11 protein-coding genes are annotated in these 15,740 nt (G+C 40.3%); all 11 read left to right on the top strand.

What is annotated here, in order from left to right; all coding sequences use genetic code 11:
- The first annotated feature begins 9 nt into the window (after nucleotides 1-9).
- The 11 genes from ACE1CC_RS10820 to ACE1CC_RS10770 all read left to right on the top strand — a co-directional run bounded on the left by ACE1CC_RS10820 (nucleotide 10) and on the right by ACE1CC_RS10770 (nucleotide 15,698).
- On the top strand, nucleotides 10-1,218 hold the full coding sequence (locus tag ACE1CC_RS10820; protein ID WP_413270468.1) for a type III secretion system chaperone family protein: 1,209 nt from the start codon (nucleotides 10-12) through the stop codon (nucleotides 1,216-1,218).
- 57 nt (nucleotides 1,219-1,275) lie between these two features.
- Nucleotides 1,276-1,707, top strand: coding sequence for a GPW/gp25 family protein (locus ACE1CC_RS10815; RefSeq protein WP_413270467.1), 432 nt, complete (start codon nucleotides 1,276-1,278; stop codon nucleotides 1,705-1,707).
- Nucleotides 1,697-3,928 (top strand): putative baseplate assembly protein, encoded by a 2,232-nt coding sequence (locus ACE1CC_RS10810; RefSeq protein WP_459563828.1) that lies wholly within the window; start codon nucleotides 1,697-1,699, stop codon nucleotides 3,926-3,928. Before ACE1CC_RS10815 ends, ACE1CC_RS10810 begins: the two co-directional genes overlap by 11 nt.
- A 153-nt stretch (nucleotides 3,929-4,081) precedes the next feature.
- Nucleotides 4,082-5,101: a phage tail protein gene (locus ACE1CC_RS10805; RefSeq protein ID WP_413270465.1), complete on the top strand. Its 1,020-nt coding sequence runs from the start codon at nucleotides 4,082-4,084 to the stop codon at nucleotides 5,099-5,101.
- Between the two features lie 570 nt (nucleotides 5,102-5,671).
- Nucleotides 5,672-7,066 (top strand): diaminobutyrate--2-oxoglutarate transaminase, encoded by a 1,395-nt coding sequence (locus ACE1CC_RS10800; protein WP_459563827.1) that lies wholly within the window; start codon nucleotides 5,672-5,674, stop codon nucleotides 7,064-7,066.
- Nucleotides 7,060-8,559, top strand: a complete 1,500-nt coding sequence (locus ACE1CC_RS10795; protein ID WP_413270463.1) for a pyridoxal phosphate-dependent decarboxylase family protein — start codon at nucleotides 7,060-7,062, stop codon at nucleotides 8,557-8,559. The genes ACE1CC_RS10800 and ACE1CC_RS10795 overlap by 7 nt, the downstream gene beginning before the upstream one ends.
- 242 nt (nucleotides 8,560-8,801) lie before the next feature.
- Complete coding sequence (locus tag ACE1CC_RS10790; protein ID WP_413270462.1) at nucleotides 8,802-10,595, top strand: IucA/IucC family protein; 1,794 nt, start codon at nucleotides 8,802-8,804, stop codon at nucleotides 10,593-10,595.
- A gap of 7 nt (nucleotides 10,596-10,602) precedes the next feature.
- Nucleotides 10,603-11,193 (top strand): GNAT family N-acetyltransferase, encoded by a 591-nt coding sequence (locus ACE1CC_RS10785; RefSeq protein WP_413270461.1) that lies wholly within the window; start codon nucleotides 10,603-10,605, stop codon nucleotides 11,191-11,193.
- 12 nt (nucleotides 11,194-11,205) lie between these two features.
- Nucleotides 11,206-12,531, top strand: a complete 1,326-nt coding sequence (locus ACE1CC_RS10780; RefSeq protein WP_413270460.1) for a lysine N(6)-hydroxylase/L-ornithine N(5)-oxygenase family protein — start codon at nucleotides 11,206-11,208, stop codon at nucleotides 12,529-12,531.
- On the top strand, nucleotides 12,528-13,733 hold the full coding sequence (locus ACE1CC_RS10775; RefSeq protein WP_413270459.1) for an MFS transporter: 1,206 nt from the start codon (nucleotides 12,528-12,530) through the stop codon (nucleotides 13,731-13,733). Before ACE1CC_RS10780 ends, ACE1CC_RS10775 begins: the two co-directional genes overlap by 4 nt.
- Nucleotides 13,734-13,883: 150 nt before the next feature.
- A complete protein-coding gene (locus ACE1CC_RS10770) occupies nucleotides 13,884-15,698 on the top strand; it encodes an IucA/IucC family protein (protein WP_413270458.1) in 1,815 nt (604 codons plus the stop codon).
- The last annotated feature ends 42 nt before the right edge of the window (nucleotides 15,699-15,740 follow it).

Raw genomic sequence — 15,740 nt, 5'->3', positions numbered from 1 at the left:
TTGACGAAGATGATTGCAACTAATGAAAATTCTTGCCCCAATAAAGAACTGATACTACGTGACCCTTCGGCATCAAATTTAACCCTGTGGTCAGTAAATTTGGCACTGAATAGACAGGAAGATACTCTCAGCGAGTGCCGTTTCACCTTTAAGGTAAGTCCAGAACTTTACCAGCGCGTTAACACCCAAGGGTTGTTCAATCTTAAACCGGAATTACACGGGCCTTTTGCTGCTGGTAACTTTCAGGCTGAAGCGGATATTGAAATTACAGCTATTGTACGACCAGATTTGCTGCCTCAACTGACAAATCTCGCCACTAACCCCGACGAGGCGCTAACTTACCTACAAAACCTCAGCCAAGAACAACCCGACAATCTCCTCTTATCCACCGAGAGTTGGTTTTGTTCGCACGTTCAGCAGTCTATTGAGTCCGCGACAATTGGCTATTGCACTTTTTGGTCTTATGTTAGTCCATCTATAATTACCCAAGAAGCCAATTCTAACGGGCAAGTTTCTCAAGCCATAATTCAGTTTATCAAAGATTGGTCTGATGCAGATATGTCTAAGGCCGAAGAGACAATTTCCCAGTCTCTTGAGGAAATGACTAAGGTATTTGAGCAGTTGGCTGATACTGGTCTAGCTGCAACCGAAGAGGCGATTTCTGAAGTTTTTGCCGAATTTAATAATGCCTTTACAGAATTAGCTGATACTGCAAATGAAGCACTTGTTCAGGAAGCTACAGACGAGATTAATTTGGTTACTACTAGCAGGCAAATATTTGAGGAAATAGTTAATTTTTTCACCAAAGATGACTGGGCTTTTTTCAAGATTAAAGGAGAGCCTACTTTGCGCCTTGCTTTCCAAGGGAAAAACGGCAAATGGACTTGCTACGCCAAAGCTAGAGAACAACAGCAGCAATTCGTCTTTTACTCAATTTGTCCCGACAACGCACCAGAAAACAAGCGGCTGGCTGTAGCAGAATTTCTGACTAGAGCTAATTCTGGCATGATTATCGGCAATTTTGAAATGGATTTTGAATACGGAGAAATCCGCTACAAAACCAGTATTGATGTTGAAGGCGATCGGCTCAGTTTTGCTTTAATCAAAAGGTTGGTTTACGCCAACGTTACCATGATGGATGAATACTTGCCAGGAATTATGTCGATTATTTATGGGGAAGCGGAAGCGGGAGAGGCGATCGCCAAAATAGAAACTTAACCCTTCCTTTTTCACCTAACTAAATGATAAAATATAGAATCTACAAAAATAGCTACTATGCCACAAGAATATTATTATCAACAAAACAATTACATCGGTTCAGGTTTGGCATTCCCTCTACAAATAAATGTACAGGGTGGTATCCAACTTAGCTCTAGCACCCCCAATATTGAAGAATCTATAATCATCATCCTCCGAACGGATTTAGGAGAGCGCGTTTACAGACCAAACTTTGGTTCGCGCCTCTCAGAATTGGTGTTTGAACCAATGAACGTTCAAACTCTCCTATTAATTCGTTTATACGTAGAAGAAGCCCTAGAAATGTGGGAACCGCGCATTATATTAAAAGAAGTACGGGCCGATCCTGACCCCATTCGAGGTAGAGTAGACATTATTATTGAATATCAACCCAAAAATAGCCCTGATACTCGTAGTTTGGTTTATCCCTTTTATCTATCGCCTGTAGGGGAAAATGCCCGTGAATTTTGACTTTTTACCAGAATTACCTAAATCAAACCTGGACGATCGAACTTTTAATGATTTAGTAGAAGAATGTATTCTTCGCATTCCTCGCTATTGTCCAGAATGGACGAATCATAACCCAGGAGATCCGGGAATTACTTTGATTGAATTGTTTGCTTGGTTAACCGACCAAATGTTAATGAGATTCAATCAAGTTCCCCGGCGAAATTATGTCGCCTTTTTAGAATTGTTGGGAATTCGCCTTTTACCACCAGCACCTGCTAACTGCGAGATCACTTTTTATCTCAGCAAAGCGCAGTCTCAAGCAATTGTAATTCCTTACTCAACGGAAGTTGCTACAGTGCGGACGGAAACCCAAGAAGCGGTGATATTTAGTACCGATCGCGAATTAATCATTGGCAATCCAAAAATTAGGCACTTTCTCACAGCAGTAACAGAAGAAAATATACCACAAAATTTAAGCGATCGCACTCCCCTAAACAATCAATGGTGGAACCTCGAAGAAACACTTTTGTTTGAGGACTCTAGTTTTAATAATTGTTTTTATCTGGTTTTAACAGAAGAAGATTTAGAAAGTCCAATTATCGGAAATGTCATAGCAATTACCTTTAAAGGAGAAGCAGCTAGAACTACTGGAATTAACCCAGATGATCCGCCGCTAAAATGGGAAGCTTGGAATGGTAGTAATTGGCAATCAACAATTTTGCGCCAGAGAGAAGATGATAAAACTAGAGGTTTTAGTTTTGACAGATTAGCACAACAAGGAAGTAATTCCTTGAATGATGGAGCCGATGTCGTGCTACATTTACCCCAACAATGGCCGATCGCAGATTTTGGCACAGGTTATAGCGGTCATTGGATACGCTGTGTCTACACACATCCGCGAGAAGCACAACCAAGTTATAGCAGTTCTCCTAGTATAGTTGGTTTAGCTGTACGTTCGATCGGGGGAGCAATTAATGCTAGCGAATGTGTGCGAATTGAAAACGAACTTTTAGGCGTAAGTGATGGTAAACCGGGACAAGCATTTGAATTGCAAGGAAAACCAGTTTTAGAACGTAAAGAAGGCGAAACTATTGCAGTTAAACCAATTAATGGCGAACTAGAAGTTTGGACTGAAGTTTCTGATTTTGCTGACTCTACACCTGACGATCGACATTATACCATTGATTCCCAAACTGGTGTAATTCAATTTGGCCCTTTGATTCGAGAACCAGCACAAATTAAACAACAAACACAACAGCGATCGCAAATTCAACCAGTAGGAAGAATAGTCAGGCGAGATAGTAGCGAACCGCGAAATTTAGCGATCGTACAACCATCATCTTTAGCCAGCGAAGCATTAGAACGACAATATGGCAAAGTTCCCCCTCCCGGAGCAGAAATTTACATGGTTGCTTACCGCACTGGAGGCGGTAGTCGCGGTAACGTTCAAGCCGAAAAACTTACCGTTCTTAAACAAGCAATTCCTTACATTAAAAGTGTAATCAATTATGAATCAGCAAGGGGAGGAATTGATGCAGAATCATTAGATGAAGCCGTCATCCGAGTACCGCAAATATTGCGAACTCGTGAATGTGCTGTCACTCCAGAAGACTTTGAAAACCTAGCAAAAACAGCATCGAGAACTGTAGCTCGCGCTCACTGTCTAACTGACCCGACTACCGCTATACCGGGAATTGTCCAATTACTAATTATACCAAAAATTAGTATTGAAACATTTGATTTTCGGCGTGGTATGAACCCCGATGAGTACTTTACTCTTAACAGGGAATTAGAAACAAGAATTCTTGAATATATGCAAGACCGCAAACCTTTAGGAGTACAGGTAAAATTACAAGAACCTGAATATGTGGGAGTAAGTGTCAGAACAGAAGTAACTATAGATCCAAGATATAATAATCCTCGCGCTCAAGAAGAAATTCGATCGGCATTACTGGTTAACTTATACCGCTTTTTAAATCCTCTAATTGGTGGCGTTGATGGCAAAGGTTGGGATTTAGGCCGCCCCTTGTATACTTCCGATATTGTTGCCTTATGTCAAAAAATTCCTGGGGTTCGTTATTTAGGAGTTGTAGAACTTTTTGAAATACGTAAGTATGGAGCAAATTGGTTTTTTACAGATGAACCACAATCAATAATTAATCCAGGTTCTTTAGGGTTGATTTGTTCTTGGGCAGATGAAGGAGATGGACTACAATCCGGTCATGTTATTGAATTATATTAATAGTTAATAGGTAGTAGGTAATAGGTAATGCAAAATTATTTTACCAATAGACATCTCCAAAAACTCTTGTGGGGTAGGCATCCTGTCTGCCTTTGAAATTCTTCGTTGGAGAGGTTTAATAACCAACTACTAACTACCAACTACCAATTAACAATGACTCAAGCAAATTACCGTCCAACTTTAGCTTTAAAACTTGCCTCAATGCAAACCCCGGATGCAGTAGAATCTTCAGCATTAGCAAGTTTTGCGGGAAATAATCAAGAAGAAGCGATCGCTCAAAACCTACTTTTACATCCTGGTGAACCGGGCGAAATGTTAGTCCAATTAGAAAACCTGGGTTCTCATCCATTAAGGTGGAAATTAGTAATTGAAGGAGATTTTCCTGAAATTTGGTGTAATTGGCATCAAGAAGCAGCAGAAGAAATTGGCCCCAACCAAAAAGTAGACAAAGAACTAACCTTTCAAGTTCCAGAAAACTTTTTTGAAAATCAGTTTGCTTTAATGGGTAGGAAAGCACGATTACAAATTAACTATGAAGCTCAAGTTTATGTATATACAGAAAGAGAAACTCATCAACAATTAATTGGTTATCGAGTTTTTAATATTTGTGTTCGCCCTCATAATTCTTACCTGAATTTCTTACCTGCAATTTATCGAGAAATAGATTTTATTGGGCGATTTCTTACTATTTTCGAGCAGGCATTTGACCCCGCAGTTCAAACTATAGACGTACTCTGGGCATATTTAGACCCTTTAACAGCACCAGAAGCAATGCTTCCCTTTCTTGCAAATTGGGTAGCTTGGAATATGGAAGAACGTTGGGATTCTAAAAAACAACGTCGTTTAATTCGCAATGCCGTAACTCTTTATCGCTGGCATGGAACGCGCAGAGGTTTACGTTATTACTTACATCTTTATACGGGTTTACCTTTAGATGAACATCTTCCTGAGTCAGAAAAACATATAAGTATAGAAGAAATTTTTAGTCAAGGTTTCGTTTTGGGAAAAACTTTCATAGGTCAGGATTCTATGTTGGGAGGTGCGCGTCCTTTTCACTTTATTGTAAGTTTGCGTACCAATAACTCAGAGGAAATAGATGAAAGATTAGTAAGAGATATTATTGAACGAGAAAAACCAGCTTTTTGTACCTACGATCTGGAGCTTAGACCGTGATTGAGTTTGACGTAAGGTTGGTTAATAGCCTTCAACTATAAGATTTACTAATTAATCCTTGGCATTTAACCAACTTTCAGTAGACCGAAAAGTTTTCTGGAAGCATTGCTGTGTCCTTGATCTGAGCTAGTTACCCGAATCAGGTGAAATTAAGTGAGAATCAGCTTTTCGAGTAACAGGTTTGTGGATATACTCTCTTGCTTACGCTTGCGCGATCGCAAGAGAGTCCCAAAAACATCGGCCCAAACCCTGATGGTTTCGTGAACTTACAAAAGTTTTCGGTCTAGTAACTTTGAGCGGGAACCGAAGTATTGTATTATAAGCTACATTTTATTAGCTTTTAGGCAGCGATCGCAAAAGTTTTCGGTCTACTGAAGGTTATCTATTAGCTTATTGACAGTAATTATCTTTTAAGTTTATGATATTGCACTTATATAAGCATTTTATTGAAAATTTTTTTCAATAAAATGAATGTGAACTTTAGAAACCACAAGTTGAAGGGAATGACAAGTGCATCCAACCTGCAACAACTCCTCATCACAGGAGCAAGAGTGTTTACGCCCAATTAAAATTTGCCATAACACAGGCGGCGATTTACGATCTGTACCAGGGAAGCGATCGCAAGCATATCTTGATCGCCAAAAACAGAGGGAATCGAACGCCCGCAGCTATCCGCGCTCGATTCCCCTAGCAATTCGCGCTGCCAAAGGGATTTTCATCACCGATGCTGACGGAAAGCAGTATTTTGACTGTTTAGCAGGTGCAGGGACTCTCGCTTTGGGGCACAATCACCCGGTTGTGTTGGCAGCAATGCGACAGGTTTTAGACGAAAGTTACCCATTGCACACTCTGGATCTGACCACGCCAATCAAAGATCAATTTGTCGAAGATTTATTCGCCAGTTTGCCCCCTGCTTTTGCACAACAGGCGCGGATTCAGTTTTGTGGACCTTCTGGGGCAGATGCGGTGGAAGCTGCGGTGAAACTGGTGAAAACGGCGACGGGAAGGCGCACCATGCTGTCGTTTCACGGTGGTTATCACGGGATGACTCACGGGGCTTTGAGTCTCACGGGTAAGCTGGCACCGAAAGAAGCGATCGCCGGATTGATGAGCGATGTGCATTTTCTGCCCTATCCTTCCGATTATCGCTGTCCCTTTGGCATTGGTGGGGAAGCGGGACATCGCCTCAGCAGTCATTATATTAAGCACGTTTTGGAAGATCCAGAAAGCGGCATTAATAACCCAGCAGGGATGATTTTAGAAATCGTTCAAGGCGAAGGGGGGGCAATTCCTGCGCCGGATGCTTGGGTACAGGAAATCCGCAAAATGACGCAAGAAAGAGATATCCCGCTAATTGTGGATGAAATCCAAACAGGATGGGGGAGAACGGGCAAATTATACGCTTTTGAGCATTCGGGAATATTGCCAGATGTGGTGTTGCTCTCGAAAGCGATCGGGGGAAGTTTGCCTCTGTCTGTGGTGTTGTACCGGGAAAACCTCGACTGTTGGGAACCGGGGGCACACGCAGGAACGTTTCGGGGCAATCAATTGGCGATGGCAGCGGGAATTGCAACCCTGAACTATATTTTGGAACATCGATTGATGGATTGGGCGGCGAAAATGGGCGATCGCTTATTGCAGAATCTGCAAAGCATTCAACAACAAACTCGCTGCATCGGTAACGTGCGGGGACGTGGGTTAATGATTGGCGTGGAAGTGGTAAACTCCGATGGGCAAATGTGCGGTGAGAAGTATCCCGTTTATCCGGCAATGGCACAGAGAATTCAAGCGGAATGCTTAAGAAGAGGGCTAATTTTGGAACTTGGAGGACGTTTTGGCAGCGTAGTGCGCTTTTTACCGCCATTAATCGTGACAACGGAACAAATCGACAGTATTAGCGAGATTTTCGCCGCAGCAGTTCAGGCGGCAGAATCGCAGGTTTTGGCAGAGGTAGGAGAATGTTAAGTTTGCCGGAAAATCTACCTCAGCAGTGTTTTGATGCTGAATTGTTGGGGAATTCGGAAGCGAGTTGGGCAGCTTATCGGGAAGCGATCGCCCTAGCACAAGAGTTGCTGATTAATCACTTTGCCGCACAATCTCAACCTTACAGCGGGACATCTCCAGAAGATCTAGCTGCAACTTTAGACAAGTTCAATTATTTCCCAAAAGTTGGGAAAAATTTGCAACAAGTGTTACACACTACTGCTAAAATAATTCTCAATAACTCGGTTGTGGTTTCCCATCCCGCCTGTGTCGCCCACCTGCATTGTCCTCCGGTGATTCCCGCTTTAGCAGCAGAAGTGCTGATTAGTGGAATGAATCAATCGATGGATTCCTGGGATCAGAGTGCAGCGGCGACGCACTTAGAACAGCAAATGATTCGTGAAGTCTGTGCGTGGTTCGGTTACGGGGAGGTTGCAGACGGGATTTTTACCAGTGGGGGTACGCAGTCTAACTTTATGGGATTGCTGCTTGCACGCGATCGCTTTGCCCAAAAGCACTTAAATTGGTCGATTCAACAGCAGGGTTTACCACCAGAAGCATCTCGTTTCCGCATTCTCTGTTCCGAAGTCGCCCATTTCACAGTTCGCCAAGCTGCGGCGCAATTGGGTTTAGGGGAAAAGGCGGTAGTTGCAGTAGCAGTTGATACTGGCTATCGAATATCTGCGGTGAAGTTGCAAGAAACCTTGGAAGCTTTAAAGCAAGAGGGTTGTTTGCCGATCGCGATTGTAGCGACTGCGGGAACGACTGATTTTGGCAGTATCGATCCATTGCAAGTTATCAGTGAAATTGCTGAGAAGGAGGGAATTTGGTTGCACGTTGATGCGGCGTATGGAGGTGCGTTGGCGATTTGCGATCGATACTCTCATTTGTTGAGGGGGATTGATGGTGCGGATTCGATCGCGGTTGATTTCCATAAACTGTTTTACCAACCAATTAGTTGCGGTGCTTTTTTACTTAAAAATCGCTTGAATTTTGAGTTAATTAAGTTACACACTGACTATCTGAATCCCGAAAGTCACGCAGAGTTTGGGATGGTAGATTTAGTGACTAAATCTGTGCAAACTACCCGGCGTTTTGATGGGTTGAAGTTGTTTATTACGCTTCAGGCGATCGGACAAAAGCAGTTAGCAGAGATGATTGAAACTACCATCAAACTTGCTCAAGCAACTGCTAATTTGATTAAGGATGATTCGGATTTAGAATTAGTTAATTTTCCCACAATTAATGCGGTGGTTTTCCGTTATCTTCCGGGAGAAATTGAATTAGCGAATTCTATTAACCAACAAATTCGGTTAACTTTATTAGGAACAGGAGAAGCTGTTATTGCTCAAACTCAAATTAACCACAATGTTTACTTGAAGTTTACTCTCCTCAATCCTCACACTACTCTCACTCACGTCAAGGAAATTTTGCAGCGAATTAAAGAGATAGGTCAAGTTTTAAGCGAGAAATGAAGATTTTTTTTGAACCACGTTCGCGTAGCGTGTGCGTAGCACGTAAGACACGAAGAACATGAAGAAAGAGAAGAAAGAAGAAATTACATAATTGAATATCTGTATCTCTTATCTGCATTCATCTGCGTTCTAAAAAAATCTCGAACTTGTGCAAGAGGTTTATTTAAAAAACCGCTCCAGACGCAGAGAACGCAGAGAGAAGATGGAGTTTTCTATTGCTGTTTTTTACTCGTTAATTCACCATGACTGAAGCAACACTTAATCCAACGGTTTCTCAATCTTTTTCAGCTAAAGAAATTGCTGAACAGGCGACGATGCAAAGTTTTCTTAACTGTTATTTGCGGGAGAGTGGTGAGGGGGAGGTTTTGCGATCGCAAAAATTAGGCACAGATTTGTTAATTCACTGTTTCTTATCTCACCAAAACATTGAAATCTTTGCCGGATTGCATTATTATTCGCCTACGGGAAGGCATATTTTAAGCTTTCCCATGTATTACCAATCTTTGGGAAAAAATGAGCTTTTACCACTCGATTACGTCACTTTAACCGCACTAATAACTAAAGAGTTAATGTTGGCTAGCAATCAGAATGGACATCAGGATGAGTTATTACTCCGAGTGGTGCAAAGTTGCCGAAATATTGAGCAGTTTGTCCAAGAAAGGTACAAAGAAATTCCAGAGTTGTATGGGTTTAAACGTTCATTTAGGGAAACTGAGCAAGCCTTAGTTTTCGGACATCATTTACACCCCACACCTAAAAGCCGCCAAGGTTTTTCTGAGGAAGATTTACCGCTTTATTCTCCAGAGTTAAAAGCTAGTTTTTCTCCCTATTATTTCCGCGCACACCAATCTATAATTCAGGAGGATTCAAACTCAAACGAAACAGCAACAAACTTAATCAAAAAAGAACTTTTAGCTGATGCTGAAGTTGCGCCAGAATTCAAACAAAAATACTGTCAAACTGATGAATATTCACTAATTCCCGTTCATCCTTGGGAAGCAGAATTTTTAAAGCGTAAACCTAGCGTACAAAAGTTACTGAAACAAGGTTTGTTAGAAGATTTAGGACAACAAGGAAAAGCTTATTTTCCTACCTCTTCAATTCGCACAGTTTATCATCCTAATTCTTCATTTATGTTCAAGTTTTCCTTGAATGTAAAAATCACCAATTCCTTACGAACAAATCTCTACAAAGAATTAGAAAGAGGTGTAGAAGTTTCCCGCATTCTCGACACCAAAATCGGACAAGAACTTCAGCAAAAATTCTCAGAATTTCAGATTGTAAAAGACCCAGCTTATATTACTATTAAAGGAGAAGAAGAACTCACTTCTGGATTTGCCACAGTTCTGAGAGAGAATCCATTTTGCGATCGAACCGATGCCACTTGTATAATCTCCTTATGCCAGGATACAATTACAGGTAAAAGTTCGCGACTTGCAGCAATAATTAAGCAGTTAGCAGAACAAGAAAAACGTTTAATAGCAGAAGTAGCTTTAGATTGGTTTCAACGTTACTTAAAACTTTCTTTGGAACCAATTGTCTGGTTATATTTTACTTACGGAATTGCTGTAGAAGCGCATCAACAAAATAGCGTACTTCAGTTAAAAGATGGCTATCCTGATAAATTCTTCTATCGAGATAACCAAGGCTATTACTACCGCGAATCTTTCCGACAAAAGTTAGAAACAATTCTGCCAGGAATTAGCGAAAAAAGCCAGACTTTTTGTGAAGATGCAGTAATTGACGAACGCTTAGGCTATTACTTAGTAATGAACAATTTACTAGGTTTAGTAAATGCCTTTGGCATAGCTGAATTAATCGACGAAAACTTACTAATTTTAGAGGTAAGAAAAACCTTAGAAAAACACTTATCTCTAGAACAAGGTTGTTCCAAATTCTTGGAAAACTTACTAACTCAATCTCAATTGCGATGCAAAGGTAACTTGCTAACTCGATTTCACGACATGGACGAATTAGTTGGTTCAGTTGCAACTCAATCTGTTTACGTCACAATTCAAAATCCCTTAGCTATTTAACAGGAAAATGACTCTACTAAACTCAACTTTCGCCTATTCTCCACCGCAAGATTCCCAATATATCTGGGAAAAATTTGACCCCGAAATTGACAAAAGAATTGCCTTTCGTAAGGTGGTTCTAAATCAAGATTTACCTTTAATTCACAACTGGATGAATCAACCCCACGTCATTCCTTTTTGGAACTTGGCGCTAGATTTAGAAGCAATGCAAAAACACCTGGAAAAAGCATTAGCTGACAACCATCAAACCCTTTATATTGGTTGTTTAGATGGTGTACCGATGAGTTATTGGGAAGCTTACTGGGTAACAGGAGATATCGTTGCCAAAGCTTACGAATTTCATCCCGAAGATCGAGGAATTCACTTATTAATTGGCGAACCAAGCTTTTTAGGAAAAGGCTATGCTTTACCCTTGTTACGCGCCATGACTGAGTTTTTATTTCAACATTCTGCAACTGAAAAAGTGATTGCAGAACCGGATATTCGCAACTCAAAAATGATTCATGTTTTTACCCGCTGCGGTTTTGAGTTGCAACGAGAAATTGAGTTACCTGATAAACACGCAGCTTTGATGTTTTGTGATAGACAAAGTTTTTAGCGAGAAAGATTCATGGCTAAAGAAATTTACGATATTTTGGGTGTAGGAATTGGGCCATTTAATTTAGGATTAGCAGCATTACTCGAACCAATTTCCGGGATTAAAGCACTGTTTTTAGAACAAAAACCTGAGTTTATTTGGCATTCGGGTTTGTTGATTGAAGGTTCAACAATTCAAGTTTCTTTTTTGGCTGATTTGGTAACAATGGTTAACCCTAGTAGCCGTTTTAGTTACCTAAAATATTTGCAGGAACAATCGCGCCTTTATCACTTCTATATTTTGGAACGGTTTCAGATTCCGCGCCGAGAATATAATCATTATTGTCAGTGGGTAGCGAATCAATTGGAAAGTTGCCGATTTGGACAAAGAGTGGAAAGTATTTCTTGGCAAGAAACATCAGCAGAAAGTTATTTTGAAGTCCAAGTTCGAGACGTTTCCTCACAACAAATTCAAACTTACTTGACACGACATTTAGTATTAGGAGTGGGTAGCGTTCCCCAAGTTCCAAATTGTTTCAAAGATGTGTTACATGCGGAAAAAATTTTTCATTCTGCGGAATTCTTGCATCGACGCGATCGCCCTAGAACCTCCAAATCTGTTACTATATTAGGGTCAGGTCAAAGCGCCGCTGAAGTCTTTTACGAACTCTTAGTTGAACAAGAAACTTACGGTTATCAACTGCATTGGCATACTCGTTCTAGCAGTTTTTTACCGATGGAGTATACCAAACTCGCTTTAGAACACTTTTCGCCAGACTACATTCGCTATTTTTATCATTTATCGGCGGAAGTGCGATCGCAAATCCTACAACAACAAACCTTCTTTTACAAAGGAATTAGTCACGAAACAATCACCAAAATTTACGACTTACTTTACGAACGCACAATTGCTGGAAAAAAACCCCCCATTCACCTACTTCCCCTATTAGAAGCGAAAGAAGTTACCCCCATTTCCACCCCTAACGGAACTCGCTACCAAATCGGATATCGCCATCAACAACAAAGCGAACGTATCAATCACGAAACCGATTGTATTATCCTTGCAACTGGATACCATCATGCAATTCCTACCTGCATTTCAGGATTGCAAAACTTAATTGATTGGGATAATCCAGGACGTTACAACGTTACTTTTAACTATCAAGTTCGCCTAACAAAACCTGTTGTTAATCAAATTTTTGTGCAGAATAGCGAATTGCACACTCACGGAATTGGCGCACCAGATTTAGGACTTGGTGCATATAGAAACGCCGTCATCATTAACAGTTTGACAGGAAAAACCATCTATCCTGTAAACCATTCTAATGTCTTTCAAGAATTTGGGGTTGCTGTTTCATGAAACAAAAATGGTTGTTAGGAACCCTATTTTTTTGTGTTTTCTTAGCGTGGTTTACCGAAGTTTTATTATCACCATTCTACCCGCAATTCTTCCGCAAAGTTTTTGGAGTAGAAGACTTAGCTTACACAGGGTATTACATTTTTGTTTGTCGCCTGACTGTAGTTATTGCTTCTCCATTATGGGGAATTTTAGCGCGATGGTTTTCTGTCAAACATTTAATATATTTCGGACAATTAGGAAGCGCCATTATGACAGCAATGATGGCGACAGCGACAAACGAAAAGCAATTTTTGTGGTACACCGTTGTACTACTTGTTCTTAAAAGTAGCTACTTTTTGGTGTACACATTAATCATTCAATTAGCCGGAGAAAGTCAACGTTCTACAGTAGCAGGAACTTACCAAGCAGTATCTCACGGTGCAATTGTTACATCTACAATTGCTGGCGCTTGGATGATGGGATGGGAAGCACCATTGTCATTATTTTATGGAGTTGCGATCGTAGATTTAATCCAATTAGCACTCTGCATTTATCTATTGCGAGGAGTAGAAACCAAACCTCAAAATAAACCTATTACACAAGAATCAAAAGTTACGACAGAAAAGCAACAAATAGGTTTTATCCTAGCAATTGGAATGGCAATTCTCACCTTTCAACTTGCCAACAATCTAATCCGTCCCTACTTTACTGAATATGTCATTGCACCCGAACCATTTAACATTAGTTTGCTCAATAGTAGCATTCTATTTCTAATTCCGAGTGTGATGGCGATCGCAGCGTTACCTTACATCCACTTTGCTTGCAAACCTAATAAATTAAAGCAAATTTACACCTTTGGAATGGTATTATTAGTAGCGAGTTTATTTTTACAAGGTTGGACAAACTCCCTGCTTTTCCTAATTCTCAGTCGCTTAGTTTACGGATTTTTCCTAGCAGTCACCGAAACAGTTTTACAACTGAAACTATTCAACGAAAGCAGCGAAACTGGAATTCACTTTAACTATAGCGTAGCCGCATCCTTCGCCAACGTGGGAAGATTAGGTGCGCCACTAGCAGCATCTTGGTTAGTCAGCAATTACAACCTAGCAGCACCATTTTTAATAGCAGCAATCTTCAGCATTGCTAACTGGATATTCGCTAAAATTACCATCTTCCAAAACTCGCAAAAACCCCAAACATTACCTCCAGTACCCCAAGACTAACTCATTAAAAAACATCTGTGTTCATCCGTGTTTATCTGTGGATATCTGTGGTAAAAAAACAATCTCTGACTCCCACCATAAATACTGCGCTAACATCTGCGTTCATCTGCGTTTATCTGCTTTCATCTGCGTTCTAAAAAAACAAAAATCATGCAACACCTGACAATCTTTAAAAAAGCCTTACACCCGCAAAACTGGGAAACCATAAATCGGAACTTACTAGCCAAAATGCTTTCCGAATTCATGTATGAACAAATAATCACCCCAGAAATCATCGAAACAACTAACAAAAACACCAAACTATATCAACTTCCCCTAGCCTCCGTTGTTTATCGCTTCGTAGCCAAAACCCGATTATTTAACAGCTACCGAGTCATTCCCGAAACAATTAAACGCCAACAAAATAACACAGAATGGGAACCAGCAACCCAAGTATTGCAGTTCATTTTAGATCTTCATGAAACTATAGGAATGAACCCCATTACTACTGCTCATTTTATCCGAGAAATCAGCAACACACTATTAGCAGATGCACACATTTATGTTAACAAAGAAACCGCCAAAACTAACCTATTAAACTTAAACTATGCTGAATTAGAAGGAGAAATGGAAGGACACCCTTGGATTACTTTTAATAAAGGTCGAATTGGCTTTAATTATCAGGATTATTTGAATTACACCCCAGAACAAAAACAGTCAATTTCTTTTCTTTGGATTGCATCGCGAAAAGATAAAACTAAATTTAACGCCGTCTCTCAGTTAAGCTATGATAAATTACTGCAAGAAGAATTAGGAGAAAGTCAAATTAACCAATTTCAAAACTTACTAATTGAACAAGGATTAAACCCGGATAATTATTACTTTTTTCCCATACATGATTGGCAATTTGAAACCTATTTAGCGAGTTTATTTGCTGAGGAAATTGCTACTAATGCGATTGTTATTTTAGATCGATCGCCAGACAACTACTTACCTCAACAATCAATTCGTACTTTCCTAAATATCAGCAATCCCCAAAAACGCAATGTCAAACTTCCAATTAGTATTTTCAACACTTCAACTTATCGGGGATTACCTGCGCCAATTTTAGCGCCATACATGACGGAATGGTTGAAAGATATTTGCGATCGCGATTCTTTCCTCACTCAAAAATGCCGATTAATCCTCTTAGGTGAAGTCGCCGGAATGCAGTATTTTCATCCTTATTATATTAACCTGAAAGGAACACCTTATCAATATCGAGAGATGCTGGGTTGTCTTTGGCGCGAAAGTGTGTTTAACTATCTCGAACCAAAGGAAAAACCAATAACTTTAGCATCTTTGTTACATCTAGATTATCAGGGTAAACCTTTTATTTCTCAACTTGTTGAACAGTCAGATTTAAGCTTATCTCAATGGCTAAAAAGTCTGTTCAATGCTGTTTTACCTCCTCTGCTTCATTACCTTTACCGTTATGGAACCGTCTTTTCTCCACATGGGGAAAACGTGATTTTAATTTTGCAAGACAACATTCCTGTAAGGGTTGCGCTCAAAGATTTTCTTGATGATGTTAATATTAGTGAGCATCCATTCCCAGAGTTGGAAAGTTTTCCGTCTGAGATTAAACCCTTTTTTGCTGGTGAGAAAGACGAGAAACTTTGTCAGTACATTTTTTGCGGTTTATTTATTTGTCATTTCCGCTATTTATCGGATTTGTTGGAAACTTATCATCAGTATGATGAGCAAGATTTTTGGTTACAAGTTCGTGAAGTTATTTTGAATTATCAGGCGGAGTTTCCTGAATTGCGATCGCGCTTTACTCAATTCGATTTACTATCACCAAGTTTCAGCAAACTTTGTCTAAATCGGACTCGTTTGTTGGCGCAAGGTTACGCTGATGAAAGTGGTAATCGTCCTGCTGTTTCTACTTTTGGAACTGTTAGTAATGCGCTTGATGAAGTGGTTCAAATAGCGTCTATTCTTTAGAAACCGCAGAGACGCAGAGGACGCAGAGGAAGAGAAGAGAGA

The organism is Floridaenema aerugineum BLCC-F46 (assembly GCF_041929345.1).
GTDB classification, from domain to species: Bacteria; Cyanobacteriota; Cyanobacteriia; order Cyanobacteriales; family Aerosakkonemataceae; genus Floridanema; species Floridanema aerugineum.
Note: the sequence above shows the minus strand (reverse complement) of the source record. Positions and strands in the feature narration are given on the sequence as shown.

What these genes read in the sequence shown, in the direction of transcription:
- ACE1CC_RS10790 (WP_413270462.1), top strand. Translation starts at nt 8,802, where the DNA reads ATGACTGAAGCAACACTTAATCCAACGGTTTCTCAATCTTTTTCAGCT.
- ACE1CC_RS10785 (WP_413270461.1), top strand. Translation starts at nt 10,603, where the DNA reads ATGACTCTACTAAACTCAACTTTCGCCTATTCTCCACCGCAAGATTCC.
- ACE1CC_RS10770 (WP_413270458.1), top strand. Translation starts at nt 13,884, where the DNA reads ATGCAACACCTGACAATCTTTAAAAAAGCCTTACACCCGCAAAACTGG.
- ACE1CC_RS10820 (WP_413270468.1), top strand. Translation starts at nt 10, where the DNA reads ATGATTGCAACTAATGAAAATTCTTGCCCCAATAAAGAACTGATACTA.
- ACE1CC_RS10805 (WP_413270465.1), top strand. Translation starts at nt 4,082, where the DNA reads ATGACTCAAGCAAATTACCGTCCAACTTTAGCTTTAAAACTTGCCTCA.
- ACE1CC_RS10775 (WP_413270459.1), top strand. Translation starts at nt 12,528, where the DNA reads ATGAAACAAAAATGGTTGTTAGGAACCCTATTTTTTTGTGTTTTCTTA.
- ACE1CC_RS10780 (WP_413270460.1), top strand. Translation starts at nt 11,206, where the DNA reads ATGGCTAAAGAAATTTACGATATTTTGGGTGTAGGAATTGGGCCATTT.
- ACE1CC_RS10795 (WP_413270463.1), top strand. Translation starts at nt 7,060, where the DNA reads ATGTTAAGTTTGCCGGAAAATCTACCTCAGCAGTGTTTTGATGCTGAA.
- ACE1CC_RS10815 (WP_413270467.1), top strand. Translation starts at nt 1,276, where the DNA reads ATGCCACAAGAATATTATTATCAACAAAACAATTACATCGGTTCAGGT.